The 26,365-nt window shown below is 62.8% G+C and carries 18 protein-coding genes and 4 tRNA genes; 17 read left to right on the forward strand and 5 right to left on the reverse strand.

What is annotated here, in order from left to right; genetic code table 11:
• The first annotated feature begins 73 nt into the window (after positions 1 to 73).
• Together LOY53_RS08785 and LOY53_RS08790 are read left to right on the forward strand one after the other, a co-directional pair.
• Entirely contained in the window at positions 74 to 1,183 is a 1,110-nt protein-coding gene (locus LOY53_RS08785) for a methyl-accepting chemotaxis protein (protein ID WP_408981370.1), read from the forward strand.
• A gap of 12 nt (positions 1,184 to 1,195) precedes the next feature.
• On the forward strand, positions 1,196 to 2,884 hold the full coding sequence (locus LOY53_RS08790) for a bifunctional diguanylate cyclase/phosphodiesterase (RefSeq protein WP_252827288.1): 1,689 nt from the start codon (positions 1,196 to 1,198) through the stop codon (positions 2,882 to 2,884).
• Here the strand turns inward: LOY53_RS08790 and LOY53_RS08795 are convergent.
• From LOY53_RS08795 to LOY53_RS08810, 4 genes are all read right to left on the reverse strand, one after another.
• Entirely contained in the window at positions 2,881 to 3,366 is a 486-nt protein-coding gene (locus tag LOY53_RS08795; protein ID WP_252827401.1) for an Lrp/AsnC family transcriptional regulator, read from the reverse strand. The genes LOY53_RS08790 and LOY53_RS08795 overlap by 4 nt on opposite strands.
• A gap of 84 nt (positions 3,367 to 3,450) precedes the next feature.
• Positions 3,451 to 4,509 carry an ornithine cyclodeaminase gene (locus LOY53_RS08800; RefSeq protein ID WP_258703871.1) on the reverse strand — a complete coding sequence of 353 codons (1,059 nt, stop codon included), beginning with the start codon at positions 4,507 to 4,509 and terminating at the stop codon, positions 3,451 to 3,453.
• A gap of 198 nt (positions 4,510 to 4,707) precedes the next feature.
• Complete coding sequence (locus tag LOY53_RS08805) at positions 4,708 to 9,534, reverse strand: dermonecrotic toxin domain-containing protein (protein WP_258703872.1); 4,827 nt, start codon at positions 9,532 to 9,534, stop codon at positions 4,708 to 4,710.
• 75 nt (positions 9,535 to 9,609) lie between these two features.
• Entirely contained in the window at positions 9,610 to 11,409 is a 1,800-nt protein-coding gene (locus tag LOY53_RS08810; protein ID WP_258703873.1) for a sigma-54-dependent Fis family transcriptional regulator, read from the reverse strand.
• A gap of 223 nt (positions 11,410 to 11,632) precedes the next feature.
• On the opposite strand from LOY53_RS08810, the gene LOY53_RS08815 reads away from it, so the two are divergent.
• From LOY53_RS08815 to LOY53_RS08840, 6 genes are read left to right on the forward strand one after another with little or no spacing between them, the layout of a single operon-like run.
• A complete protein-coding gene (locus tag LOY53_RS08815) occupies positions 11,633 to 12,727 on the forward strand; it encodes an ABC transporter ATP-binding protein (RefSeq protein WP_258703874.1) in 1,095 nt (364 codons plus the stop codon).
• A complete protein-coding gene (locus tag LOY53_RS08820; RefSeq protein ID WP_252827294.1) occupies positions 12,727 to 13,824 on the forward strand; it encodes an ABC transporter ATP-binding protein in 1,098 nt (365 codons plus the stop codon). The genes LOY53_RS08815 and LOY53_RS08820 overlap by 1 nt, the downstream gene beginning before the upstream one ends.
• Positions 13,821 to 14,684 carry a carbohydrate ABC transporter permease gene (locus tag LOY53_RS08825; RefSeq protein WP_258703875.1) on the forward strand — a complete coding sequence of 288 codons (864 nt, stop codon included), beginning with the start codon at positions 13,821 to 13,823 and terminating at the stop codon, positions 14,682 to 14,684. Before LOY53_RS08820 ends, LOY53_RS08825 begins: the two co-directional genes overlap by 4 nt.
• Before the next feature lie 3 nt (positions 14,685 to 14,687).
• A complete protein-coding gene (locus tag LOY53_RS08830; protein WP_258703876.1) occupies positions 14,688 to 15,488 on the forward strand; it encodes a carbohydrate ABC transporter permease in 801 nt (266 codons plus the stop codon).
• Positions 15,489 to 15,500: 12 nt separating this feature from the next.
• Entirely contained in the window at positions 15,501 to 15,773 is a 273-nt protein-coding gene (locus tag LOY53_RS08835; protein WP_099453467.1) for a DUF2160 domain-containing protein, read from the forward strand.
• 37 nt (positions 15,774 to 15,810) lie between these two features.
• Positions 15,811 to 17,550 carry an ABC transporter substrate-binding protein gene (locus LOY53_RS08840; protein ID WP_252827295.1) on the forward strand — a complete coding sequence of 580 codons (1,740 nt, stop codon included), beginning with the start codon at positions 15,811 to 15,813 and terminating at the stop codon, positions 17,548 to 17,550.
• A 125-nt stretch (positions 17,551 to 17,675) separates the two neighbouring features.
• Here LOY53_RS08840 and folD read toward each other — a convergent pair whose 3' ends face one another.
• The gene (folD, locus tag LOY53_RS08845) at positions 17,676 to 18,530 is read right to left on the reverse strand and encodes a bifunctional methylenetetrahydrofolate dehydrogenase/methenyltetrahydrofolate cyclohydrolase FolD (RefSeq protein WP_027593957.1); all 855 of its coding nucleotides are present in this window, start codon (positions 18,528 to 18,530) and stop codon (positions 17,676 to 17,678) included.
• Positions 18,531 to 18,800: 270 nt separating this feature from the next.
• Between folD and LOY53_RS08850 the strand changes: the two genes are divergently transcribed.
• From LOY53_RS08850 to lon, 9 genes are all read left to right on the forward strand, one after another.
• Positions 18,801 to 18,877 (forward strand) — tRNA-Arg (locus LOY53_RS08850).
• A gap of 40 nt (positions 18,878 to 18,917) precedes the next feature.
• Positions 18,918 to 18,993 (forward strand) — tRNA-His (locus tag LOY53_RS08855).
• Between the two features lie 52 nt (positions 18,994 to 19,045).
• A tRNA-Leu gene (locus LOY53_RS08860) sits at positions 19,046 to 19,130 on the forward strand.
• A 36-nt stretch (positions 19,131 to 19,166) separates the two neighbouring features.
• Positions 19,167 to 19,242: transfer RNA gene (locus LOY53_RS08865), tRNA-His, on the forward strand.
• Between the two features lie 488 nt (positions 19,243 to 19,730).
• Positions 19,731 to 20,030, forward strand: coding sequence for a DUF6388 family protein (locus tag LOY53_RS08870; protein ID WP_238210583.1), 300 nt, complete (start codon positions 19,731 to 19,733; stop codon positions 20,028 to 20,030).
• Positions 20,031 to 20,277: 247 nt separating this feature from the next.
• Positions 20,278 to 21,591: a trigger factor gene (gene tig / locus LOY53_RS08875; protein WP_085273229.1), complete on the forward strand. Its 1,314-nt coding sequence runs from the start codon at positions 20,278 to 20,280 to the stop codon at positions 21,589 to 21,591.
• A 91-nt stretch (positions 21,592 to 21,682) separates the two neighbouring features.
• Positions 21,683 to 22,324: an ATP-dependent Clp endopeptidase proteolytic subunit ClpP gene (gene clpP / locus LOY53_RS08880; protein ID WP_027593952.1), complete on the forward strand. Its 642-nt coding sequence runs from the start codon at positions 21,683 to 21,685 to the stop codon at positions 22,322 to 22,324.
• Positions 22,325 to 22,432: 108 nt separating this feature from the next.
• The gene (gene clpX, locus LOY53_RS08885) at positions 22,433 to 23,716 is read left to right on the forward strand and encodes an ATP-dependent Clp protease ATP-binding subunit ClpX (RefSeq protein WP_033699106.1); all 1,284 of its coding nucleotides are present in this window, start codon (positions 22,433 to 22,435) and stop codon (positions 23,714 to 23,716) included.
• Positions 23,717 to 23,882: 166 nt separating this feature from the next.
• Positions 23,883 to 26,279, forward strand: a complete 2,397-nt coding sequence (lon, locus tag LOY53_RS08890) for an endopeptidase La (RefSeq protein ID WP_027593950.1) — start codon at positions 23,883 to 23,885, stop codon at positions 26,277 to 26,279.
• Positions 26,280 to 26,365: the final 86 nt, after the last annotated feature.

Genomic DNA, 26,365 nt, shown 5'->3' on the forward strand with positions numbered 1-26,365 from the left:
CCTGTATGCGCGACTGCGCCAGGGCCAGGCGCCGCTGCCGTATGGCCGCCGCCTGGCGTTGTTGGGGCAGGCCATGGCCTTGCCGCTGCTGGGTGGGGTGCTGGCGGTGGGCGCCAACCAGTTCTGGCCAGGCTGGCCAGGGCAGGGCCTAACCCTTGCGTTGTTCGCGGCCTATGGCCTGTGGATGCGCAACGACCTGGGCCGCCAGTTGCGGCGGGTTATCCAGGGCGCCGAAGGCACCTTCGCCGACCCCACCGCTGCGCTGACCTACAGCGACCTGCCGGGCGCTGCCGGGCAACTGCAGCTGATTTTGATCGGTGAGGAGGCGCGCCTGAAAACCGCGTTGACCCGGCTCAGCGACCTGGCCACGCAGATGGCAGTGGCCGCGCACGATGCCGGGCGTCTGTCGCGCGGTACCGAAACGGCCCTGCTGGAACAGCGCGCCGAAACCGACCTGAGCGCAACCGCGATGACCGAGATGACCGCCTCGATCGGCGAGGTGGTCAACCATGTGCAACTCACTGCCGCCGAGGCGCATACCGCGCACCTGCTGGCCGAACAGGGCAGCCGCGTGGCCGATGCGAGTGGCACGGCGATTCGCGCCCTGGCCGGCACCGTGGACCAGATCAACCAAGCGGTCACTCACCTGGCTGGTCAGACCGGTGCCATCGCCGAGGCGGCGGGGATGATCCGGGGCATTGCCGAGCAAACCAACCTGCTGGCCCTCAATGCCGCCATCGAGGCCGCCCGTGCCGGTGAGCAGGGCCGTGGCTTTGCCGTGGTGGCCGACGAGGTGCGGGCGCTGGCCGACAAGACCCGGCAGTCGACGTTGCATATCCAGGCCATCATCGATGGCCTGCGCAGCGGTGCCGAAGAAGCCGTGGCCATTGCCAGCCAAGGCATTCAGGGCGCCGAGCAGGGCGTTGCCCAGGTGCAGGAGGCCCAGCAGGCGCTGCACGGTATTCGTGAAGCGGTGCAACGCATCAGCGGCATGAGCCAGCAGATGGCCACAGCCTCGCAGCAGCAGTCTGCCGTGGCTGAAGAGGTGTCGCGGCAGATCAACGGTGTGGCGGGCATTGCCCAGCACAGCGCCCATAGCGCCAACGCGGCCGCCTCGCGCGGTGCCGAGCTGGAGGAGGTGTGCGCCGGATTGCGCGCCCTCGTGGAGCGCTTCAACCGTTAGGGCAGGATGCTTATGGACGATAACTATCGCGCGGCCGTGGACGCGGCCGCGATCTTTTCCGAAACCGACCTGCGTGGCTGCATCACTTACGTCAACCAGCAGTTCTGCAGCATCTCCGGTTACAGCCGCGATGAACTGCTGGGCGCCAACCACCGCATTCTGAATTCCGGCCTGCACGAGCCGGAATTCTTCCTCGGCATGTGGCGGGCGCTGACGGCGGGCAAGGTGTGGAAGGGCGAGATCTGCAACCGCGCCAAGGACGGTTCGCTGTACTGGGTCGACAGCACCATGGTGCCACTGGTCGACCCGCTGACCGGCAAGGTGCGCAAGTATGTGTCGATCCGCTTCGACGTCACCGAAAAGCGCCAATTGCTGCACACCTTGCAATGGCGGGTGGGGCACGATGTGCTGACCGGGCTGCCCAACCGCGCCTACCTGTCCGACCTGCTCAACCAGGCACTGGCGTTCTCGCGCCGTGAAGACATCCCGCTGGCGGTGTGCATGCTCGACCTGGATGGCTTCAAGGCGGTCAACGATGGCTACGGGCATGCCACCGGCGACCTGTTGCTGGTCGAAGTGGCGCAGCGCCTGAAGGGCATCTTGCGCGGGGGGGACGCCGTGGCCCGGTTGTCGGGTGACGAGTTTGTGCTGATCCTGCGCAATGTCAGCGACGACCGCCAGTTGCATGCGGCCCTGCGCCGGGTGCTGCGGGCGCTGGCAGCCACCTATGTGGTGCGCGAGCACACCCTCTCGTTGAGCGCCAGTATCGGCGTCACGCTGTACCCGCTCGACGATGAGGACGCCGATACCCTGGTGCGTCACGCCGACCAGGCCATGTATGTGGCCAAGCAGCGTGGGCGCAACCGTTACCACCTGTTCGATGTATCCCAGGAGCAGGAACTCAAGGCCACCCACCAGACCGTGACACGGGTGCGTCGGGCACTGCGCAATCGCGAGCTGTGCCTGTATTACCAGCCCAAGGTCAACCTGCGCAGCGGCGAGGTGCTGGGTTTCGAGGCGTTGCTGCGCTGGCAACGGCCGGGTCGTGGCCTGGTGCCGCCGGGCGAGTTCCTGCCGTTGGTGGAACAGACCGACCTGATCATCGAAATTGGCGAATGGGTGATCCACCAGGCGCTGAGCCAGTTGCAGGCCTGGCAAGGGCAGGGGCAGCCGTGGTCGGTGAGTGTCAACATTGCTGCGCGGCATTTGCAGCGCAGTGATTTCGTCGAACGCCTGGAACAGTTGCTGGCGGAGCACCCTGGGGTTGACCCGGCCCGGCTGGACCTGGAAATCGTCGAATCGGTGGCCATCGACAACCTGCAGCATGTCAGCCGTTGCCTGGATGCTTGCCGGGCCTTGGGCGTGCGCTTTTCGCTGGACGATTTTGGCACCGGCTATTCGTCGCTGAGCTACCTCAAGCGCTTGCCGACCCAGACCATCAAGATCGACAAGTCGTTCGTGCGTGACATCCTGCATGACCAGGATGACCTGGCCCTGACCGGGGCGGTGATCGGGCTGGCGCGAGCGTTTGGCCGCGAGGTGGTTGCCGAAGGCCTGGAGAGTGTCGAGCATGGGCGGGTGCTGATGGCACTGGGTTGCGAGCTGGCGCAGGGGTATTTCATCGCCAGGCCGATGCCGGCGAGTGAAGTGCTGGGCTGGGCGCAGGGGTATCGGCAGCCTGAGCAATGGCGTGGCGGCTAGGGCTGCGGCGCCATGCTTTTGATTACGGCCAGTTCGGGGTGGGCGACCAGCTTGTCGATGTGCAGCGCGTCGTCGTTCATCCAGCTTTCGCTCAGCAGCCGGTAGTGCTCCATGTCGCGGCAGCGCAGGCGTAGGCTGTAGTCGAAATGGCCGCTGATCAGTTGGCATTCGTAGACGTGCGGGCAGGCGCTCAGGGTAGCTTCGAACGCTTTTTGCGCCGCCCGGCCGCTCTGGTTGGACAGGGCTACCAGCACCAGCAACGACACCCCGGGGGCGATTTTCTGCAAGTCGATGATTGCGCCATAGCCGCGAATCACGCCGCGTCGTTCCAGCTTGCGGACGCGCTCAAGGCATGGGCGTGGGGTGAGGTGGACCAGGGTCGAGAGCTTCTCGAAGGTGATCCGGCCGTCATGGCGCAGCACATCGATGATGGCTTCGTCGATTCGGTCCAGAGGGTGGCGGGTGGCGTCCTGGGTGTCCATGCGCGGGGCCTCGTTGTAGAGGGACATGGACAGGGTAGGCGGTAATGCGGGGGGTGTCCTGCGCGCCGGTGCATGTGGGGGCCGTCATGCACAGGCAGTCGTTGGTGTAGCGCGAAAACCGACCACGCGTGGCTGCAGCAGCGCATACAGGTCTTTTGGGTTTTCCAGCGTCGGCACCAGCGCAATGTCCTGCCCGATCCCAAGTGCCTGGGCCATGTCCAGCACATAGCGCAGCGCCGAGTAGTCCTCCAGGGCAAAGCCTACCGAGTCGAACAACGTCACTTGTCGAGCGCTCTCGCGGCCGTTGGCCTGACCTGCCACCACCTGCCAGAACTCGGTCACTGGCGAATCGGCCGGCATCTGCTGAATCTCGCCTTCCACCCGGCTCTGTGGGGCGTACTCGACCACCACGCGGGCTTGCTCGACGATCTCGCGGTGCAGCTCGGTCTTGCCTGGGCAGTCGCCGCCCACGGCGTTCAGGTGCATGCCTGGCTCGATCATGTCCGGCGTCAGGATGGTGGCAAAGGCTTTGTCGGCCGTCACCGTGGTGACGATATCAGCCCCCCGTACCGCTTCGGCGACCGACTGGGCGACGATCAGCTTGAGCCCTGGCCGGCCTGCCAGGTTGGCCACCAGTTTTGCCGAGGCCGCAGGGTCGATGTCATACAGGCGGATCTCATCGATGCCCAGCAGGGTATTGAAGGCGATGGCCTGGAATTCGCTCTGCGAGCCATTGCCGATCAGCGCCATGCTGCGGCTGTCTTCGCGCGCCATGTAGCGGGCGGCGAGGGCCGAGGTGGCTGCGGTGCGCAGCGCGGTGGCCAGGGTCATCTCGCTGAGCAGCAAGGGCGCGCCAGAGCTGACGTCGCTCAGGGTGCCGAACGCCATGACCGTGGGCAGGCCGTTGTGGGTGTTCTTCGGGTGACCATTGACGTACTTGAAGGCGTACAGGCTGGCGTCGGCAACCGGCATCAACTCGATCACGCCGTCCTGGGAATGGCTGGCCACGCGCGCGCACTTGTCGAAATCGTGCCAGCGCAGGTAGTCCTGACGGATGTACTCGGCCATCTCCACCAGGCAGGTGGCCACGCCTTTGCGATTGACCAGGCGGGCGAGGTCTTGCACATCGATGAAGCGGGTCATGGTGTTCTCCCAGCAGCGACGCACCGGAATGTCGAGCAGGCATTCTGGGTGGGCTGTAGGTACATTTTCTGACAGGTACAGCGCAGATGCTGGTTGAAGAGGCGCGGCGGCGCAGCGCTAAAGGCTGAAGTCGAAGCGTTTGCAGCTGAATCGGCTGCGGGCGACACGCCCTGCAAGGGGCCTGCCACCCGCTGTATGTCAACCGACCTGGAACAGAGCCTGGGTCAACTGCCGGTAGAGCTGGTCTCGCGCCTGCTGGCGGGTGCTGAGCAGCAGGCGGCCAGCCAGCGCGTAAAGCTCATCTTCGCCACTGTAGCGCCCCGACACCAGGTCGATGCGCTGCAAGGTGCCCTCCACCCGCCATGCCAGCCCCGGTACGGTTTGGGTCTCGCGCTCCAGCGCGGTGATGAACGCCAACGGAACAGTGGGGCCGCGGTAGGCACCCGACGCGGTGGTGGGTTCACTCAACTCGGTGTAGTACTCCGAGGCGGCCTCCCAGTCACGTGCGAGCGTTTCGAATGGCTCAGGCCGTAGCCGCTGAACCCAGGCGCGCCAGAAGGGTTGCTCGCTCGCCCAGTGTGCCAGGAAGGCCGCATCCGCCTCAGTTTCGACTGCCAGGGCCAGGCGTTGCAGTGTGGCCTCGCTCAGTTGCGCCAGGTAGCCGAAGGCGATTTGCCCAGGTTGTTCGGGCAGGCCCAGGCGTTCGCGCAGGGCGATGCGTGCGACCAGGGCGATTTCAATTTCGTCGGGCGGTGTTTGTGGGTCGCTCAGGTGCGCATCGCTCAAGTCGTCTTCCGCCACCAGGGCCGGTGCGGCCTGGCGTTCGCTGTCGTTTTGCGCATCGCTCAAGGCCTGCCGGCGTGCCCGGCGAGCGTTGTACAGGGCGCCTATGCGTTCATCCAGGCGGCCCTGGCGAGCCAGGCCAGTGGCGACGGAGACGGCGACCGCTTCGTCGGTGGCGCCTGGGTGCGCGGCAGCCACGCTACGCCACACCGACACCTGCGTTTCGACTCGCTGGAACAGCAGGCTGGCCTGGTCCACGCAGGCCTCGGCTGCGTCGTTGATCTCGGTGAGTACTTGCTCACGCAGTTCGGCGAGGCCCCAGCCCGCGTCACCGACGTCTTCGCGGGTGAGCGTGCGCAGTACATGCACGATGCGCTCACGTGTGCGCATCGGGTTAGCCAGGTACTCCGGCGTTTGCGTCATGCGTTCGGTCAGGCGGTACACGGGCGCCCACTCAGCGTCCTCGGCATTGGCCTCGCGGTGCGCCTCAAGCTCGGGGGGCAATTCGATCACCCAGGCTTCGCCCTCCAGGGCATCCATGTCTGGGATGGCCGTCAGCCCTGCGCCGAACAGGCTGCGTTGGGCCTGCTCACTGAAAGGGTTGTCGTCGAAGTCGTAAAAGGTGCCTTCATCCCCGTTGCGTATCGCTTCAGCGAACGCCGTGTCGTGCAATTCGGGTGCATCGACCAACCGGTTGCCACTGAGGTCGAGCGAGCGCAGCACGAGTGGGCGTTGGTTCATCAAGCCTGGCAGGCCTTCGGGCCATTGGGTGATACCGACGCGGTCGAGGTCGAGGGTATGCAAGTGCTGCCAGCCGGTCACGTCGGGTGTCAATTGCAGTGGGTTATCCCCTAAGCGCAGCGAGTGCAGCTGGTTGAGGCGGCCCAGCGCCGCGCGGCTTTCTGCGGTGAGGGTGATCGCGCATGAGCCCAGGCTCAATTCGGTCAGCGCGGGCCAGCCTTGCAAAGCCTCGAAGTGTTCGGTTTGCAGTGCGAGACTGTTCAAGTCGGCCCTCAGTGCGTACAGGTGCTGCAATTGGCCGAGCCGCTGCAGAGCGGCGACAGGCAGGCTCTGCAGGCCGCCAGAGAGGTTGAGCCGCTGCAGGCGGGGCAGGCGCGTCAGTAGATCGATATTGTGTGCCTCCTGCAAAGCCACGACGTTGCACTGCAAGTCCAAGGTTTCCAGTTCGGTCATCTGCGCCAGGGTGCCGGGCAGCAAACGCAGCCTGTTGCTGGCCAGGTCCAGGTTACGCACGCCAGGGAATGCCTGCAGGAAACCATCGAGGTTGATCGCTTCGCCATGGGGTGAGTCGACGACCGTCAGCCACCGGACGTGCTCCAGGCGCGTGGGTAAGGTCGGCAAGGCGCCCAGGTCCTGGGCTTCCAGCACCAAGTCCAGCTGATCGGCCTCCACGCCCTCCCTGCGCCAGGCCTGGCGTATGCGCCGTGCGGCCTCTGTGCGCGCGGCGGTACGCTGTTCGAGGGTGTCCACCGCCAGGCCTTCTGTGTCATTTACCCAGCCATCCAGTGTGGTGTTCAGGCGCTGGTACGCTTCGCGCAACTGTTCGAGCAGCCGGGTAAAGGCGCCTAGGCTTTCACCGGCCTCCAGGCGCAAGCGCTGGCGCAGCCACTCACGGTCACCGGGGTGGCGGCTGGGGTACAGGGTGTCGAATAGCGCGTCGTCATTCAGCCAGCCCCGGCCACGGCCGCTGAGGGGGTAGCCGACACGGCCGCCCGGCGCGAGCCGCGTTGGCCGCCGATAGAGTGTGCGCACAGGCGCCATACCTAATGGGGTGGCGGCGTACTTGCGGTTGCCGGCGGCCTGTTCGAACAGTGCGTCACGCAAGGGCAGAGGGTCATGTATCTGCAAGCCCAGGGCGATGCGTTCGCTGTCAGGCAGGGCGTTGAGAATGGCCTGGTAGAGCGTCGTGTGGCCGGCCAGTGGTTGGCCGTGTTCGTCGTAGGGTTGGTAGCCCCGATCATCGCGCACCACGGTTTTGCTGAGTCGTCCCTGGGCATCAGTGCCCTGCAGTCGCGGGCCTTGCAGGTTGCCCTCTCGCAATTCAAGGTGCACCTCGCCCGTCCAACCCGGTAGCCGTTGCAGGAAACCCAGGGCGAGGGCATCACGGTCCTGCACCGGGCCGCTGTCCTGATAAAAGCGCAGCAGCGCACGGTCGAGGCGGGCTTCGTGCTGGTAGGCGCGGGCTGTTTCGGCTACCGAGAGTGGCAATCGGCCCCTTCGTTGGCCAAGGGCCAGGTCCTTGGTACGGGTGTTGGCAAGGATCTCGGCCTTGGCTCTGCGGCTAAGGGACGGGAAGTCCCGACCAAGCAGCAAGGTGGCGGCGTCAGTGCTGGCCGCCGTGGGGGTATCGAGGGCGCCCAGTGCTTGCAAACAGTCGAGCAACAGGGCGGGGGCGGCTTCCTGATCGGCCACCACGCGGCGCACGGCCGCTTCGCTGAAACCACTGCAGCGCAGGGCGCGCAGCAGGGTTTCATCACTCACCGCCGGGCCGCTGTTGGCGATGCGCCGCAGCAGTTTGGCCGCGTCCCACGCCAAGGGCTGTTCGTGCTCCAGCAACCACGGCACCTGGCCATTGCCGAGCAGGCGAGGGGTGCGTTGATGGCCCTTGGCGTGCGCCAGCTGCCAGCGACCGTCGGGGGCTTTTTCCAGCGGCATGGCCTTGCCCTCCAGGTTGATCCACGGTTGGCCTTGCCAGTAGTGCAAGCCATTTGCCCCAGGTGTGCCTGGCAGCCAGGGCGCTTCGCGAGTGAAGGGGCGCAGGTCGCCGTGCCACAGGCGCTGGCCTGTTCTACTGGGGAGGCGTGTCCAGTTTTCCAGGGGGCCTGCCAGCTGGACCGCACTGTGCACGGCACCCAGTGCCGCAACCTGCAGCAGGCTGTTGAGCACATCGAACAGATGGCTGATGGCGGCCTCGGTTTCGCCTTCGTTCAGTGCATGGACGCCTTCGAGGAACTCACCCACGATTTGCGCCCCGCCGACTACCAGCATCACCTCGCCCAAGGCGGGCACGAAGAAGCTGGCCACATTCAGTACAGTCAGCCCCACACTCAGCCAACCGAGCAGCCGGGCAGTTTGCGCCGCCGCGTCGAACTGCGCCGTGGGCACGGCCAGTGTCACGGCATCTGCCAAGGTGGTCTGCACTTGGTTGCGGGCCCTGGCAGTGAAGCATTCGCCGGGCCACGGGGTGAAGTCCAGTGGCAGGCGGGCGTTCTTGTCCAGGGTTTCCTGCCACAGGTCGTGGGGCGAGGGGAACAGCCGGTTGATCCAGTTGAATGACGCGCCTTTCTCCAGTGTAGGCGGGGTCGGGTACAGCGCTGCGTAGGGGTAGCGCGGGTAAAGTGTGTGCCGTAGCCGCGCGGCGAAGGCGGGTTGCTGCGCGTGGCTGACAAAGCGTTTGAAATACACACGAAAAGGCTCCTCCCATAGCCGCTTCGTGAGGGCTGTGCCGACGGCCTGCAAGGAAGTGTACTGGTGCAGGGCACCTTGGGTGTCGCCAGGCAGGTAAAGCAGGCACGGCTCGGTCTGCCCGTGCGGCTCGAGTCGCAGCAGCAGCGCGCCACTCAGCGGGAAACCGAGCAGGCTCAGGTAGCCACATTGCAGGCGCCTCGCCCCACTGAGCGTCTGTACCTCGCGCGCGCCGGCAAGCGCGGCCTCGCCCAAGGCGTCGCCGCGGCTGTCGATGTGCCCTTGCAGTCGCGCTGATAACAACTCGGCCGCGAAGGCCGCGCGGTCCTGCTCGCGCAGTAACGCGCGAAAATCAGCGGTGTCGACGTGCTCGCGCAGGTGGTCCAGGTAGCGCTGGCCAAGGTCGAGGCGCCGTACGCCTTTCACGAATCGCACGGTGTCGAGCTGTTCCATTTCAGGCGCATCCTGGTTGGCATAGAGGCGTACCGGCGTGTCCGCTTGCAGATTCTGCAGGGCAGCTTCCAGCCAGGACCGACTGCGCAGATGGCCTGTGGTGCGCTCGGTCAACACGGTGGTATCGAGTGGAGGCAGCGACACGCCGGGGTACCAGTGAGCGAGCGCGTCCTTCAACAACGGTCGGCAGAACGCCTCTACCGATTGCAGCGGGGCAAGGGCCTTCTGCAGTGCACGTGTGGCGCGGTGGCTGTGCAGCAGGTGGGTTTTCAGGGCCTCGCGCTGATGCGGGGAAGTCTGGCGAAGCCAGTCGGGCAGGCGCTGTTGAATCAGGGCTACGTGATGGGGGTGCAAATGGCTCATGGGCTGCTCCTGACAGGTTGGAGCAGCGAGGGTAATGACCCGCATTAGCCCGGCTTCAGTATGCTGATAGCACCTTCAACGCCCACTCTGCAGGTGGGCGGGTTCGAGCCCCTGTTCACGTAAGCGTTTGTACAAGGTGGTGCGGCTGATGCCGAGCAGGCGTGCCAGCGATGAGATATTGCCGCCGCAGCTGTGCAGCAGGTTGGCCAGGTCCGTGGCTGGGGTGTGCGCCAGGGCGGGCGGCGGGCATGGGGCAGGTGTGCCCGCCTGGGCAAGGAAACACGCTGAAAAGTGTTCGGTGTCGATGGATTGGCTGCCAGCGAGGGCCAGCGCCACCTGCATTACGCTGTTGAGCTGGCGCAGGTTACCTGGCCAGGGGTGGTGCAACAGCAGGTCGAGTATGTGCGGTGGCAGTTGCTGGGGTTGCCCGGGGGCGAGGTGCCGGGCGTGCACCTGCTCGATCAGCGCGCGCCGATCACTGCGCTCGCGCAAGGCGGGCAACACCAGGGTCAACCCGGCCACGCGGTAGTAGAGATCCTCGCGAAACTGCCCGTTGCGCACGGCTTCGGCCAGGTCGCGGTTGCTGGCCGAAACCACGCGGATGTCCACAGTCACTGGCTCACCGCTGCCCAATGGCTGGATGCTGCGCGATTGCAACACGCGCAGCAGCCGGGCTTGGGTCGGCAGCGGCATGTCGCCGATTTCGTCGAGAAACAAGATGCCGTGGTCGGCCTTGCGGATCAGCCCGGGGTTGCCCTTGTGGTGGGCGCCGGTAAAGGCCCCTTTGTCATAGCCGAACAGCTCCGATTCGACCAGCTCGGCGGGGATCGCCGCGCAGTTGACTGCAATCAACGGCTGCCCGGCGCGGCGGCTGGCGCGGTGCAGGGCCTCGACGAAGACTTCCTTGCCAACCCCGGTTTCGCCCTGGATCAACACCGGGATGTCTTTTTCCAGTAACAGGCTGGCCTGGACCAAGGCGTTGTCCAGGCGTGGGTCGACAGGGCTAGGGGCCGGGCGCTTGGGGCTGTGGCGCGGCGCTTGCCATTGGCAGTGGAAGCGGTGGCGCCCGGCGGCCTGCAAGGCGAAGGGCTGTTGCGGCGGCTGGGCTAGCAACTGCTGCAACGGGACCTGGAACAGTTGCTCGAGGTTTTGCCGCAGCGGGTTGTCGCCGAGCAGGCTGTCGGCCCGGTGATTAGCCGCAATGACCTGGCCGCGCTCATCGAACACCAGCAAGCCCGCCCAGGGGCTGTCGAGGTTATCGGAGGCGCTGTTGAACAGCAGCTGGGCGTGGTGGTCGGCATGCTGCGCCAGTATCAAACGGTTCTCCAGGCTCTGGCCCATCATCCGTACCAGGCCGAGCGTCTGGCTGGCAGGCAAGTACCCGTCGCTGGCCACATCGAGCGCGCCGACCAGTTGCCGTTCGCCATCGAACACCGGCGCCGCAGCGCTGCACAGGTAGCGGTTCTGGCGCAGGAAGTGTTCATCCTGGCCCACATGAATCGCCTCGGCGCAGACCAGCGCCGTGCCGAGTGCGTTGGTGCCCACGCCGCGCTCGTGCCAGTGCGCGCCGGCATTGAAGCCATGGCGCTGGCGCGGGTCGACGAAGCGCCGCGAACCCCAGCTGTCGAGCAGGCAGCCACCGGCGTCGGCCAGCATAACCAGGTAGCTGGCGTTGCCTAGCAGGTGTGCGTACTGCGGCAGCACCTCATCGCGCGTCAGGCGCAGCAGGGCCTGGCGGCGCTCCAGCAGGGCGCTCAGTTCGGCCGGCGGCAGGCAATCGAAATCGGGTGGGCTTTGCGGCTGCAGGCCGTGGTCGCGACAACGCGCCCAGGATGCCTGGATCAGTTGGGCATGCGGCGAAGCGGATGCGGCCATGGGCCTGTCCTGTGTGATTGTTGTTATCAGCCGACCGCTGTTCAGTGTCGTCCACCGTTGTTCATTGTCAAACCTTGGCGTGTTCAGTTGTCCAGCGAATGTGTTCAGCTGTGAACAGGCCATGGCCGACGTTGGGCGGTGAGGGCACGCGGCAGAGCGTTCAGGCCGGGCTGGCACGAAACTCGCTCTGCCCAGCGGACAACAATCCTAAAAAGGCCACGCCATGTCCTTGGTGCTGGAGCAGGTCAGCCGCAGTGTCGATAACCAGGCCTGCATCGTCGATGCGTCCCTGCGTTTCGAGCCGGGTTCGTTCAACGTATTGCTCGGCCGTACCCTGGCCGGCAAGACCAGCCTGATGCGCCTGATGGCCGGGCTCGATCGCCCAGACTTGGGCCGTGTGTTGCTGGACGGCAACGATGTCACCGGGGTGCCGGTGCGCCTGCGTAACGTATCGATGGTGTATCAGCAGTTCATCAACTACCCGACCTTGAGCGTGTACGAAAACATCGCCTCTCCCCTGCGCCAGGCGCGCCTGGCCGAATCGGAAATTCGCCGGCGGGTGCAGGAAACCGCCGAGATGCTGCGCATCGAAGCCTACCTGCAGCGGTTGCCGCTGGAACTGTCCGGCGGCCAGCAGCAACGCACGGCGATGGCCCGGGCGCTGGTCAAGGACGCCTCGCTGATCCTGTTCGATGAGCCCTTGGTCAACCTTGATTACAAGCTGCGTGAAGGCTTGCGCCAGGAGCTGCGGGCGTTGTTTGCGGCGCGTAACTGCATTGCCGTGTACGCCACCACCGAACCCAACGAAGCGCTGGCGCTGGGTGGTACCACAACGATCCTGCATGAGGGGCGCATCGTGCAGAGCGGCCCGACCGCTGCCGTCTATCAGCAGCCCAGCAGCGTGCTGGCCGCCGAGCTGTTTTCTGAACCGCCGATCAACCTGGTGCCTGGGCGGATCGCCGGCAACGAGGTGAGCCTGGCGCAGGCGGTGCACTTTGCCCGCAATGCCGACCTGCAGCGCCTGGGTGATGGTGACTACCGCTTTGGCGTGCGGCCCAGCCACATCACCTTGGTGCCGACCCATGATGATGACCTGGAGCTGGCGGTGCTGGTGGAGCTGGCCGAGATCAGTGGCTCGGAAACCTTCCTCCACGTGCGCAATGAACACTGGCGGATGACCCTGCACCTGCCGGGTGTGCACGAGTACCAGGTGGACACCCCGATCCGCGTGTTCATCCCCACGCACAAGCTGTTTGTCTTCGACGCTGCCGGAGCCCTGGTGCAGGCTCCAGGCGTGCGTCAGGCGAGGAGTCGCTGATGGCCGAGATCCGCCTGCGCCAGCTGGCGCACAGTTACAGCCGTCAACCGGCCTCGGAGGCGGACTACGCGCTGCACGCGCTGGAGCATGTCTGGGAGCAAGGCGGCGCCTATGCCTTGCTCGGGCCTTCGGGGTGCGGCAAGTCGACCTTGCTCAACATCATTTCGGGGCTGCTTACCCCCTCCCATGGCGACGTGCTGTTCGACGGCAAGCCCGTGAACGCGCTATCGCCACAGGCGCGCAACATCGCCCAGGTGTTTCAGTTTCCGGTGGTGTACGACACCATGACGGTGTTCGACAACCTGGCCTTCCCCCTGCGAAACCAGGGCGTGGACGAGGGCAGGGTGCGTGCCCGGGTCGAAGAGATCGCCGAGGTGCTCGACCTGTCCGCTGTGTTGAAAAAGAAGGCCCGCAACCTCAGCGCCGACGAGAAGCAGAAGGTTTCGATGGGCCGTGGCCTGGTGCGCGATGACGTCTCGGCGATCCTCTTCGACGAGCCGTTGACGGTGATCGACCCACACCTGAAGTGGAAGCTGCGGCGCAAGCTCAAGCAGATCCATGAGCAGTTCAACATCACCATGATCTATGTCACCCACGACCAGTTGGAGGCTTCGACCTTTGCTGACAAGATCGCAGTGATGCACGGCGGGCGCATCGTCCAGTTCGGCACCCCGCGCGAGTTGTTCGAGCGCCCGCGGCACACCTTTGTCGGCTACTTCATTGGCAGCCCCGGCATGAACTTCATCGACGTGCGTGCCGAGGCCGATGGCATCAGCTTTGACGGCTTGCACCTAGCGCTGCCCGAGGGCCTGCGCGAACGCTTGGCGGCAACCGCCGGCGGGCGCCTGCAAGTGGGCATCCGGCCGGAGTTCGTGCAGCTTTGGGACAGCCCGCTCGACAACGCGTTTGCCGTGCAGGTGCTGGATATCGAAGACCTGGGCACCTACCGCATCGTCACCTTCCAGCTCGGCAGCGCCACGCTCAAGGCGCGCCTGGGCGAGGATCGCCCGCTGCCGGCGGGGCAGGCCTGGGTCACCCTGCCGAGCCAGTGGCTGATGCTGTATGTCGACGATGTACTGCTGGAGGCCGGGCCATGAACAAGGTGCGCAACAACAAGGCATGGTGGCTGGTACTGCCGGTCTTCGCGCTGGTGGCGTTCAGCGCCGTCGTACCGATGATGACCGTGGTCAACTATTCGGTGCAGGACATCTTCGACCAGTCCAACCGCTATTTCGTCGGCGCCGACTGGTACCGCCAGGTGCTACGCGACCCGGCTTTGCACGATGCCTTGCTGCGCCAGTTCATCTATTCCGGCTGCGTGTTGTTGATCGAAATCCCACTGGGGATCGCGATCGCCCTGACGATGCCGACCAAGGGGCGCATGGCCTCGGTCTGCCTGATCGTGATGGCTATTCCGCTGCTCATTCCCTGGAACGTGGTCGGCACCATCTGGCAGATCTTCGGCCGCGCCGACATCGGCCTGCTCGGTGCCACGCTGGCCAAGCTTGGGGTCAACTACAACTATGCCGGCGACCCGTTCGACGCCTGGCTCACGGTGTTGGTGATGGACGTCTGGCACTGGACGTCGCTGGTGGCGCTGCTGTGCTATTCGGGCCTGCGCGCCATCCCGGATGTCTATTACCAGGCCGCCCGCATCGACCGGGCTTCGGCCTGGGCGGTGTTCCGCCATATCCAGCTGCCAAAGCTGAAGAACGTGCTGCTGATTGCGGTGATGCTGCGTTTCATGGACAGCTTCATGATCTACACCGAGCCGTTCGTGCTGACGGGTGGTGGGCCCGGCAACGCCACCACCTTCCTCAGCCAGACTCTCACGCGCATGGCGGTAGGGCAGTTCGACCTGGGGCCGGCCGCGGCGTTTTCGCTGGTGTACTTCCTGATCATCCTGCTGGTGTCGTGGCTGTTCTATACCGCCATGACGCACGCCGACAAGGACTAGACCATGAGCGCGCGCAAAGCAGTGCCACTGTTGCTGTACTTCTTTTTCCTGCTGGTGCCGATCTACTGGCTGCTGAACATGTCGTTCAAGAGCAACACCGAAATCCTTGGCGGCCTGACCCTGTGGCCGCAGGCATTCACGCTGGACAACTACCGGGTGATCTTTACCGATGCGAGCTGGTACAGCGGCTATATCAACTCGCTGTACTACGTGTGCCTGAACACAGTCATTTCGCTGGCGGTGGCGTTGCCGGCGGCCTATGCCTTCTCGCGCTATCGCTTCCTGGGTGATCGCCATCTGTTTTTCTGGTTGCTGACCAACCGCATGGCGCCGCCGGCGGTGTTCTTGCTGCCGTTTTTCCAGCTGTATTCCTCGATTGGCCTATTCGACACGCACATTGCCGTGGCGTTGGCCCATTGCCTGTTCAACGTGCCGCTGGCGGTGTGGATTCTTGAAGGCTTCATGTCGGCGGTGCCGAAAGAGATCGACGAAACGGCCTACATCGACGGGTACAGCTTCCCGCGTTTCTTCGTGAAGATCTTCATCCCGCTGATCGGCTCCGGCATCGGTGTGACGGCGTTTTTCTGCTTCATGTTTTCCTGGGTCGAACTGCTGCTGGCGCGCACCCTGACTTCGGTGAACGCCAAACCTATTGCGGCGGTGATGACCCGAACCGTGTCCGCTTCGGGGATCGACTGGGGTGTGCTGGCGGCGGCCGGGGTGTTGACCATCCTGCCCGGCATGTTGGTGATCTGGTTTGTCCGCAACCATGTCGCCAAGGGCTTTGCCCTCGGCCGAGTGTGAGGAGGGGAGCACATGGAATGGATGGCCTGGACCTTGCCCACGGCGCTGTTCTTCGCGGCCGTCGGCGTGCTGCTGTTGTGCATGACCCTGCTTGAACTGCGTCGCCCCTGCGTGGAGCGGCGCGGCTTCCTGCCGATCGTCACCAGCCGTGGCGACCGGTTGTTCATCGGCCTGCTGGTCAGCGCCTACCTGCACTTGCTGGTAGTCGGGGTCAGCGACTGGCCTTTGTGGGTGGCCTCGCTGCTGTCGCTGGGCTGGCTCGTGGTGGTGTTGCGCTGGGGCTGAGCGACGGCTCCGGGAATAACTCAATCGGGAGATCACAATGTTCCACAACAATCATAAACGGCGACATTTGACCCTGGCCGCGTTGCTGGTGCTTGCCAGCGTGCACGGGATGGCGTGGGCCGACCAGTACGAAGACGCGGCGAACAAGTGGATCGGCAGTGAGTTCAAACCGTCGACCCTGACCCCTGAACAGCAGTTGGCCGAACTCAAGTGGTTCATCAAGGCCGCCGAACCGTTTCGTGGGATGAAGATCAACGTGGTGTCGGAAACCATCACCACCCATGAATACGAGTCCAAGGTGCTCGCCAAGGCATTCAGCGAGATCACCGGCATCCAGCTGACCCACGACCTGCTGCAGGAAGGCGACGTGGTGGAGAAGCTACAGACGCAAATGCAGTCGGACAAGAACATCTATGACGGCTGGGTCAACGACTCGGACCTGATCGGTACGCACTTTCGTTACGGCAAGGTCGAGTCGATCACCGACCTGATGGCCAACGAGGGCAAGGCCTACACCTCGCCGACGCTGGACTTGAAAGACTTCATCGGCATTTCCTTCACCACCGCGCCGGATGGCAAGGTCTACCAACTGCCTGACCAGCAGTTCGCCAACCTTTACTGGTTCCGTGCCGACTGGTTCGAGCGGCCTGAGCTGAAAGCCAAGTTCAAGGAAAAGTACGGCTATGAACTGGGCGTGCCGGTGAACTGGTCGGCCTACGAGGACATCGCCCAATTCTTCACCGAAGACGTCAAGGAAATCGACGGCAAGCGCGTGTACGGCCACATGGACTACGGCAAGAAAGACCCCTCGCTGGGGTGGCGCTTCACCGACGCCTGGTTCTCGATGGCCGGTGGTGGCGACAAAGGCCTGCCCAATGGCCTGCCGGTTGACGAATGGGGGATTCGCGTCGAGGACTGCCACCCGGTAGGCTCGAGTGTTACCCGAGGCGGCGACACCAACGGCCCGGCGGCGGTCTATGCGACGCAGAAGTACGTGGACTGGATGCGTGCTTACGCGCCCAAGGAAGCTCAGGGCATGACCTTCTCCGAGGCCGGCCCGGTGCCGGCCCAAGGCAACATTGCCCAGCAGATTTTCTGGTACACGGCTTTTACCGCCGACATGACCAAACCCGGCTTGCCTGTGGTCAATGCCGACGGCACGCCGAAGTGGCGCATGGCGCCGTCGCCCAAGGGGCCGTATTGGGAGGAGGGGATGAAGCTGGGCTATCAGGACACGGGGTCGTGGACCTTCTTCAAATCCACCCCGGAGAAGCAACGCCTGGCCGCCTGGTTGTATGCGCAGTTCGTAACCTCCAAGACCGTCTCGCTGAAAAAGACCATCGTCGGCCTGACGCCGATTCGTGAGTCGGACATCAACTCCCAGGCCATGACGGACCTGGCGCCCAAGCTGGGGGGCTTGGTGGAGTTCTACCGCAGCCCGGCGCGGGTGCAATGGACGCCTACCGGCACCAACGTGCCCGACTACCCGCGGTTGGCGCAGTTGTGGTGGAGCCATATCGCCGAAGTGGCCAGTGGCGAAAAGACCCCGCAGGAGGCGCTGGATGGCCTGGCCCGCGACCAGGACCGGATGATGGAGCGGTTGCAGCGTTCCAACGCCCAGACAACCTGTGCACCGAAGCTCAACCCAGAAAAGGATGCCCAGTACTGGTACGACCAGCCGGGTGCGCCGAAGCCGAAGCTGGCCAACGAGAAGCCCAAGGGCGAGACGGTGAGCTACACCGAGTTGCTGAAGTCGTGGGAGGCAGCGCGCAAGTGATCGGCTGATGACCGCTTTGGCCTCTTCACGGGGTAAGCCCGCGAAGAGGCCGGTGCAGCGAGCCGAAAACCTTCAGGCAAAAAAAACGGCACCTGCAGCAGGTGCCGTTTTCATGTCACGCCTTGTTACTTATGCAGCTCTTCCGCCGCATACAGGGTGTTTTCCAGCAAGCACGCCCGAGTCATCGGCCCGACACCACCCGGCACCGGGGTGATCCAGCCCGCGCGCGGCAGGGCGGTCTCGTAGACCACATCGCCGACCAGCTTGCCGTCTTCCTGGCGGTTGATGCCCACGTCGATGACGATGGCGCCTTCCTTGACCCACTCACCCTTGACCAGCCCCGGCTTGCCGGCGGCCACGACCACCAGGTCGGCACGGCCGACGTGGCCGGCCAGGTCCTTGGTGAAGCGGTGGCAGACAGTGACGGTGCAGCCGGCCAGCAGCAGTTCCATGGCCATGGGGCGGCCCACGATGTTGGACGCGCCGACGATCACCGCGTTCATGCCGTACAGGTCCTGACCGGTGCTTTCGAGCAGGGTCATGATGCCTTTGGGCGTGCACGGGCGCAGCAGCGGGATGCGCTGGGCCAGGCGACCGATGTTGTAAGGGTGGAAGCCATCGACATCCTTGTCCGGACGAATACGCTCGAGCAGCAGCGAGGCGTCCAGGTGCGCGGGCAGCGGCAGCTGCAGCAGGATACCGTCGACAGCCGGGTCATCATTGAGGCGGTCGATCAGGTCGGTCAGGGTTTGCTGCGTGGTTTCGCTGGGCAGGTCGAACGCCTGGGAAATGAAGCCGACCTCTTCACAGTCCTTGCGCTTGTGCGAGACATAGACTTGGGAGGCGGGGTCGGTGCCGACCAGGATCACAGCCAGGCCTGGGGTGCGCAGGCCTTGCTGGCGACGCTCCACGACACGTTGAGCGATCTGCTGGCGCAGGCTGGCGGCGATCGCCTTGCCATCGATTAGGTGTGCAGTCATAGACGCGTGATTAACCATCGAGAAGGAAACAATAAAGAGGGCACATTCTCGCACGACACGGCCCGAGGGCAAAGGCGGGTGGTCGGGCAAATCCCCTAACCCCTTAAATAATTTAAATTTTTTAGAGAAAGATGTTGACGACCCTGCGCCTCGACTATAACATTCGCCGCACTTGTCGGGCACTGCCTAGCACTGGTTGGCAAAGTCGGGCAGAATGGGTGGTTTAGTGGTTCTCTGCTAAAGCATCGTTCGGTTAGGCTGATCGCTTATGCGCCCGTAGCTCAGCTGGATAGAGCATCCGCCTTCTAAGCGGATGGTCGCAGGTTCGAGTCCTGCCGGGTGCGCCATCAGGCAGCTTAGGCAAGCAAGTAGATGTACCGCAATATGGTGGGCGTAGCTCAGTTGGTAGAGCGCCGGATTGTGATTCCGGTTGTCGTGGGTTCGATTCCCATCGTCCACCCCATATTTTACAGAGGCGCCTTGATAGTATCTGGCGCCTTTGTTTTAAGCGTTACGCGGACGTGGTGAAATTGGTAGACACACTGGATTTAGGTTCCAGCGGCGCAAGCTGTAAGAGTTCGAGTCTCTTCGTCCGCACCATGCTTCTGTAAAGTTGTACCGTAACACCGCAATATGGTGGGCGTAGCTCAGTTGGTAGAGCGCCGGATTGTGATTCCGGTTGTCGTGGGTTCGATTCCCATCGTCCACCCCATATTTTTCGAAGGCGCCTTGATCGTAAGATCGGGCGCCTTTGTTTTTTTGTGTTGCGAAAAAGCCGCTGATTGCGGTTTTTTTTGTGCGTTTTTTTGGGTGGGGTGTTCAATTTGAGCCTTGTAGCGCCTTTGAGGTCGAGCGCCGCCCGCGCGGCGCTTCGCAGCACAAGGCTGCTCCTACATCTGTTTCGGGCCAGTCACGCCTACCCCAACGCGCGCGACCGCCTTGTTGACCCGACTCGATATAGAGGCGGACACCAAAGGGTCGCGCGCGCATGCCCCAGGAATAATTGGCCCGAAACAAATGTAGGAGCAGCCTTGTGCTGCGAAGCGCCGCGCGGGCGGCGCTCGACCTCAAAGGCGCTGCAAGGCTCAAATCGAACACTTCACAATCCACCCCTTGCAATCCTCTGGTGACACCCCAATAAAAGCTGATAGATTTCAGCCGGTTGAAACACCGGCCCCGCGGCCGGCAGAGGATAACCCCATGATTGCAAAAGAAGCCCGCCAAGCCTTGGCGCTGCAGCGCTTCGCCGAAGCCAATCCGCAACTGCTCGAAGAAATCCGCGAGTTGGATGCGCGTGAGCAAGCTCAGCAGATCGAGTGGGCGTTCGAAGATGCGGCGCAGGAGCAGGGCGTCGAGCCTTGGGAGCTGGCGCTGCAACTGATCGCCGAAAGCCCCGAGCAACTCCAGGCCATGCGCCTGGAGACGCATCGCGAGGTCGCTGAGGCGCTGGGCATGGCGTGGGAAGAGTACTGCCAGTTCAACGAGATCGACCCTCAATAAAGGAAGCGATTTCGTAGGCTGCAGTTGTTTGACAAGTTATTACGGCTGCGCGTCGCCAAGGGCGTCGCGCAACCTCAATTGAAAGGGGCTCGGCGTTAAGCCGTGCGGGCCTTGCAAGTTAATCGACCGGCGTGGTTTCTCGTCGTCCCGAGTGGGGTGACTTCTGCTGCGCGACTCACTAGAATGCTTGCCCTTGATTCTGGAGTCGGGCTAACGCCGGCTAACGTCTGTGCAACGAGGAATATCCATGCAAGTTTCTGTTGAAAACACTTCCGCTCTCGAGCGCCGCATGACCATCGCCGTCCCGGCCGAGCGCGTCGAGACCGAAGTCAACAAGCGTCTGCAACAGACTGCCCGTCGTGCCAAGGTTGCAGGCTTCCGTCCTGGCAAGGTACCGATGAGCGTGATCCGTCAGCGTTTCGAAGCTGACGCCCGTCAGGAAGTGTTCGGTGATCTGGTCCAGTCTTCGTTCTACGAAGCCGTGGTCGAGCAGAAGCTGAACCCGGCCGGCGCTCCAGCCGTCGAGCCGAAGTCCTTCGAAAAGGGCAAGGACCTGGAATTCGTCGCAATCTTCGAAGTGTTCCCAGAGTTCACCGTTGCTGGCCTGGAGTCGATCAATGTCGAGCGCCTGAGCGCCGAAGTGGCTGACGCCGACCTGGACAACATGCTGGAAGTGCTGCGCAAGCAGAACACCCGTTTCGAAGAAGTTGATCGCGCCGCGCAGAATGACGACCAGGTCAACATCGACTTCGTCGGTAAAGTCGACGGTGAAGTGTTCGCTGGCGGTTCGGCCAAGGGCACCCAGCTGGTTCTGGGCTCCGGCCGCATGATCCCAGGCTTCGAAGAAGGCCTGGTAGGCGCCAAGGCTGGCGAAGAGCGCGTTGTCAACGTGACCTTCCCAGAGGATTATCAGAACCTGGACCTGGCCGGCAAGGCCGCCGAGTTCACCATCACCGTCAACAGCGTTTCGGCCCCTGCACTGCCTGAGCTGAACGAAGCCTTCTTCGCTCAGTTCGGCATCAAGGAATCGACCCTGGAAGGCTTCCGCGCCGAAGTTCGCAAGAACATGGAGCGTGAACTGCGTCAGGCAATCAAGGCCAAGGTGAAGAACCAGGTCATGGACGGTCTGCTGGCCGCCAACCCGATCGAAGTGCCAAAAGCCTTGCTGGAAAACGAAGTCAACCGTCTGCGCGTGCAGGCTGTTCAGCAGTTCGGTGGCAACATCAAGCCTGAGCAACTGCCAGCTGAGCTGTTCGAAGAGCAAGCCAAGCGCCGTGTGGTCCTGGGCCTGATCGTCGCTGAAGTGGTCAAGCAGTTCGAACTGAAGCCAGACGAAGGCAAGGTTCGCGAAATGATCGAAGAAATGGCTTCGGCTTACCAAGAGCCAGAGCAGGTCATCTCCTGGTACTACAAGAACGACCAGCAGCTGAACGAAGTCCGTTCGGTTGTGCTGGAAGAACAAGTTGTAGATACTGTTCTGCAGAAAGCGACTGTGACCGACAAGTCGGTCTCGTACGAAGAAGCCGTAAAACCAGCCCAGGCACCTGCCGAAGCCGAGTAATACGCTACTCTCGTAGGAAACCCCCACAAGCCAGCCTTCGCGCTGGCTTGTGCGTATTCAAGCCATGACTATTTGGGAGTGAGCGCAGGACATGTCCCGCAATTCTTATATTCAGCAGAGCTCTGACATCCAGGCCGCAGGCGGCCTGGTCCCGATGGTTATCGAGCAGTCCGCCCGTGGCGAACGCGCTTACGACATCTACTCGCGCCTGTTGAAGGAGCGTGTGATTTTCCTGGTTGGCCCGGTAGAGGATTACATGGCCAACCTCGTCGTTGCGCAGATGCTGTTCCTCGAAGCGGAAAACCCGGACAAGGATATCCATCTGTACATCAACTCGCCGGGTGGCTCGGTCACCGCTGGCATGTCGATCTACGACACCATGCAGTTCATCAAGCCGGATGTTTCGACCATCTGCATCGGCCAGGCCTGCAGCATGGGCGCGTTCCTGCTCACTGCCGGTGCCAAAGGCAAGCGTCACTGCCTGCCGAACTCGCGCGTGATGATTCACCAGCCGTTGGGCGGCTTCCAGGGCCAGGCTACCGATATCGAGATCCATGCCCAGGAAATCCTCAATATCAAGGCGCGTCTGAACGAGCTGCTGGCCTACCACACTGGCCAGGATCTGGAGACCATCAAGCGCGACACCGAGCGTGACAACTTCATGAGCGCCTCGCGCGCGGCCGAGTACGGCCTGATCGACTCGGTATACGACAAGCGGCAACTGGCCTCCTGATCCCAGGGGCCAGAGCAGGTGGGTGCCGAAAGCGCCTACCTGCGGACTTGAAAAAGCCCGCAATTGCCTTCATCTTGTGTTGCAAGCCTACCGGATTGGATCGATCGAATGACTGACACCCGTAACGGCGAGGACAGCGGCAAATTGCTCTATTGCTCCTTCTGCGGCAAAAGCCAGCACGAAGTGCGCAAATTGATTGCCGGGCCCTCGGTATTTATCTGCGACGAGTGCGTCGACCTGTGCAACGACATCATCCGTGAGGAGGTGCAGGAAGCCCAGGCCGAGAGCAGCGCGCACAAATTGCCTTCGCCGAAAGAAATCAGCGGCATCCTGGACCAGTACGTGATTGGTCAGGAGCGCGCTAAGAAGGTGCTGGCCGTAGCGGTATACAACCACTACAAGCGCCTTAACCAGCGTGACAAGAAGGGCGACGAAGTCGAACTCGGCAAGAGTAACATCCTGCTCATCGGGCCTACTGGCTCGGGCAAGACCCTGCTCGCCGAAACCCTTGCACGCCTGTTGAACGTACCGTTCACCATTGCCGATGCCACCACCCTGACCGAAGCCGGTTATGTGGGCGAGGACGTCGAGAACATCATTCAGAAACTGCTGCAGAAGTGCGACTACGACGTGGAAAAGGCCCAAATGGGCATTGTCTACATCGACGAAATCGACAAGATTTCGCGCAAGTCGGACAACCCGTCCATCACCCGTGACGTCTCGGGCGAAGGCGTGCAGCAGGCGCTGTTGAAGCTGATCGAAGGCACCGTTGCTTCGGTTCCACCGCAAGGTGGGCGCAAGCACCCGCAACAGGAATTCCTGCAGGTTGATACCCGCAACATCCTGTTCATTTGCGGTGGCGCGTTCTCTGGCCTGGAAAAGGTCATCCAGAACCGCTCCACCAAGGGTGGCATCGGCTTCAGTGCAGAAGTACGTAGCAAGGAAGAAGGCAAGAAAGTTGGCGAGTCCTTGCGTGAAGTCGAGCCGGACGATCTGGTCAAGTTTGGCCTGATCCCAGAGTTCGTCGGCCGTTTGCCAGTACTGGCGACGCTCGATGAGCTGGACGAGGCTGCGTTGATGCAGATCCTCACCGAGCCGAAAAACGCACTGACCAAGCAGTATGCCAAGCTGTTCGAGATGGAAAGCGTCGACCTCGAGTTCCGCAGCGATGCGCTCAAGGCCGTTGCTCGCAAGGCTCTGGAGCGCAAGACGGGCGCCCGTGGCCTGCGCTCCATCCTCGAAGGCGTGCTGCTCGACACCATGTACGAGATTCCTTCGCAGAAGGATGTCAGCAAGGTGGTGATCGATGAGAGCGTCATCGAAGGGACTTCGCAGCCGCTGATGATCTACGAGAACAGCGAGCCGCAAGCCAAGGCCGCACCCGACGCCTGATTCAGGTGATGCTTGGGTGATGGTTGCAAGCAAGAAAGGGGCCTACGGGCCCCTTTCTGCTTTTCCTGCGCAAGCGCTTGTAATTTCCCAAGCGTGCCCCCACATTAGGTCCAAGCATCATTTCCACCGGTTTCCGGCCATCAAGGCCGCTGTTAGAGGCGAAATCATGAAGACCACCCTCGACTTGCCTCTTTTGCCATTGCGCGATGTCGTTGTTTACCCGCACATGGTCATCCCGCTGTTTGTGGGGCGCGAAAAATCCATTGAAGCCCTAGAGGCCGCGATGACGGGCGAGAAGCAGATTCTGCTGCTGGCCCAGAAGAACCCAGCCGATGACGACCCAGGCGAAGATGCCCTGTACCGCGTCGGCACCGTTGCCACCGTACTGCAATTGCTGAAGCTGCCTGATGGCACCGTCAAGGTGCTGGTCGAGGGCGAGCAGCGTGGCGCGGTAGAACGCTTCACGGAAGTGGAAGGGCACATCCGTGCTGAAGTCTCCCTGATCGACGAAGTCGACGCCGCCGAGCGCGAGTCGGAGGTCTTCGTGCGCACGTTGCTGTCGCAGTTCGAACAGTACGTGCAGCTGGGCAAAAAAGTTCCTGCCGAAGTACTGTCCTCGTTGAACAGCATCGAAGAGCCTGGGCGCCTGGTTGATACCATGGCCGCGCACATGGCGCTGAAAATCGAGCAGAAGCAGGAAATCCTCGAGATCGTCGACCTGGCGACCCGCGTCGAGCACGTGCTGGCGTTGCTGGATGCCGAGATCGACCTGTTGCAGGTCGAGAAGCGCATCCGGGGTCGGGTCAAGAAACAGATGGAGCGCAGCCAGCGCGAGTACTACCTGAATGAGCAGATGAAGGCCATTCAGAAAGAGCTCGGCGATGGCGACGAAGGCCACAACGAAGTCGAAGAGCTGAAAAAGCGCATCGAAGCCGCTGGCCTGCCCAAAGATGCCCTGACCAAGGCCCAGGCCGAGCTGAACAAGCTCAAGCAGATGTCGCCGATGTCGGCCGAGGCTACGGTGGTTCGCTCCTACCTCGACTGGCTCGTGCAGGTGCCGTGGAAGGCCCAGAGCAAGGTGCGCCTGGACCTGACCAAGGCTGAGGAAATCCTCGATGCCGACCACTATGGCCTGGAAGAGGTCAAGGAACGCATTCTCGAATACCTTGCCGTGCAAAAGCGCGTCAAGAAAATCCGCGGCCCGGTGTTGTGCCTGGTCGGCCCGCCTGGCGTCGGTAAAACCTCGCTGGCCGAGTCGATTGCCGCTGCCACCAACCGCAAGTTCGTGCGCATGGCCCTCGGCGGTGTGCGTGACGAGGCCGAAATTCGTGGCCACCGTCGCACCTACATTGGCTCCATGCCAGGTCGTCTGATCCAGAAGATGACCAAGGTCGGCGTGCGTAACCCGCTGTTCCTGCTCGACGAAATCGACAAGATGGGCAGCGACATGCGTGGCGACCCTGCCTCGGCACTGCTCGAAGTGCTCGACCCTGAGCAGAACCACAACTTCAACGACCACTACCTGGAAGTCGACTACGACCTCTCGGACGTGATGTTCCTGTGCACCTCCAACTCGATGAACATTCCGCCAGCGCTGCTGGACCGGATGGAAGTCATCCGTCTGCCCGGCTACACCGAAGACGAGAAGATCAACATCGCAGTCAAGTACCTGGTGCCCAAGCAGGTCAAAGCCAACGGCTTGAAGAAGGAAGAGCTCGAGGTCGATATCTCGGCGATCCGCGACATTATCCGCTACTACACCCGCGAAGCCGGTGTGCGGGGCCTGGAGCGGCAAATTGCCAAGGTCTGCCGCAAGGTGGTCAAGGAACATACCGGCCAGAAGCAGGTCAAGGTCAAGGTGTCCAGCGAGCAGCTCGAGCACCTGCTGGGCGTGCGCAAGTTCCGCTACGGCCTCGCCGAGCAGCAGGACCAGATCGGCCAGGTGACCGGCCTGGCATGGACCCAGGTGGGCGGCGAGTTGCTGACCATCGAGGCCGTGGTCATCCCTGGCAAGGGCCAGCTGATCAAGACCGGTTCCCTGGGCGATGTCATGGTCGAGTCGATCACTGCCGCGCAGACCGTGGTACGCAGCCGCGCCCGCAGCCTGGGTATCGCAGCCGACTTCCACGAGAAGCACGATGTGCACATCCACATGCCTGAAGGCGCCACGCCGAAGGATGGCCCGAGTGCCGGTGTTGGCATGTGCACCGCGCTGGTGTCGGCACTGACGCAGATTCCGGTGCGTGCCGATGTGGCCATGACTGGCGAGATCACCCTGCGTGGCCAGGTGCTGGCCATTGGTGGGTTGAAGGAAAAACTGCTGGCGGCACACCGTGGTGGTATCAAGACGGTGATCATTCCCGAGGAGAATGTTCGCGATCTGAAGGAGATTCCGGAAAATATCAAACAGGATCTTCAGATCAAACCGGTCAAATGGATTGACGAAGTCCTGCAAATTGCGCTGCAATACGCCCCGGAGCCCTTGCCAGATGTGGCTCCGGAGATTGTCGCGAAGGAAGAGAAGCGCGACAGCGACGCGAAGGAAAGAATCAGCACGCATTAGTAGTTTTTGGCTGGGGGGCTTTCCTTGACAGTTTTTTCGGGGCCTTGCTATAAAGCGGCACGCTATTGTTATCAGGCCACCCAGCA

It is taken from the genome of Pseudomonas sp. B21-031, from assembly GCF_024748985.1.
Lineage (GTDB): Bacteria > Pseudomonadota > Gammaproteobacteria > Pseudomonadales > Pseudomonadaceae > Aquipseudomonas > Aquipseudomonas kermanshahensis.

Coding starts and splice junctions, on each gene's coding strand:
- lon (WP_027593950.1), top strand. CDS start 23,883: ATGAAGACCACCCTCGACTTGCCTCTTTTGCCATTGCGCGATGTCGTT.
- LOY53_RS08810 (WP_258703873.1), bottom strand. CDS start 11,409: ATGGCCGCATCCGCTTCGCCGCATGCCCAACTGATCCAGGCATCCTGG.
- folD (WP_027593957.1), bottom strand. CDS start 18,530: ATGACTGCACACCTAATCGATGGCAAGGCGATCGCCGCCAGCCTGCGC.
- clpX (WP_033699106.1), top strand. CDS start 22,433: ATGACTGACACCCGTAACGGCGAGGACAGCGGCAAATTGCTCTATTGC.
- LOY53_RS08805 (WP_258703872.1), bottom strand. CDS start 9,534: ATGAGCCATTTGCACCCCCATCACGTAGCCCTGATTCAACAGCGCCTG.
- LOY53_RS08795 (WP_252827401.1), bottom strand. CDS start 3,366: ATGGACACCCAGGACGCCACCCGCCACCCTCTGGACCGAATCGACGAA.
- tig (WP_085273229.1), top strand. CDS start 20,278: ATGCAAGTTTCTGTTGAAAACACTTCCGCTCTCGAGCGCCGCATGACC.
- LOY53_RS08830 (WP_258703876.1), top strand. CDS start 14,688: ATGAGCGCGCGCAAAGCAGTGCCACTGTTGCTGTACTTCTTTTTCCTG.
- LOY53_RS08820 (WP_252827294.1), top strand. CDS start 12,727: ATGGCCGAGATCCGCCTGCGCCAGCTGGCGCACAGTTACAGCCGTCAA.
- LOY53_RS08840 (WP_252827295.1), top strand. CDS start 15,811: ATGTTCCACAACAATCATAAACGGCGACATTTGACCCTGGCCGCGTTG.
- LOY53_RS08785 (WP_408981370.1), top strand. CDS start 74: ATGGCCTTGCCGCTGCTGGGTGGGGTGCTGGCGGTGGGCGCCAACCAG.
- LOY53_RS08800 (WP_258703871.1), bottom strand. CDS start 4,509: ATGACCCGCTTCATCGATGTGCAAGACCTCGCCCGCCTGGTCAATCGC.
- LOY53_RS08825 (WP_258703875.1), top strand. CDS start 13,821: ATGAACAAGGTGCGCAACAACAAGGCATGGTGGCTGGTACTGCCGGTC.
- LOY53_RS08870 (WP_238210583.1), top strand. CDS start 19,731: ATGATTGCAAAAGAAGCCCGCCAAGCCTTGGCGCTGCAGCGCTTCGCC.
- LOY53_RS08815 (WP_258703874.1), top strand. CDS start 11,633: ATGTCCTTGGTGCTGGAGCAGGTCAGCCGCAGTGTCGATAACCAGGCC.
- LOY53_RS08790 (WP_252827288.1), top strand. CDS start 1,196: ATGGACGATAACTATCGCGCGGCCGTGGACGCGGCCGCGATCTTTTCC.
- clpP (WP_027593952.1), top strand. CDS start 21,683: ATGTCCCGCAATTCTTATATTCAGCAGAGCTCTGACATCCAGGCCGCA.
- LOY53_RS08835 (WP_099453467.1), top strand. CDS start 15,501: ATGGAATGGATGGCCTGGACCTTGCCCACGGCGCTGTTCTTCGCGGCC.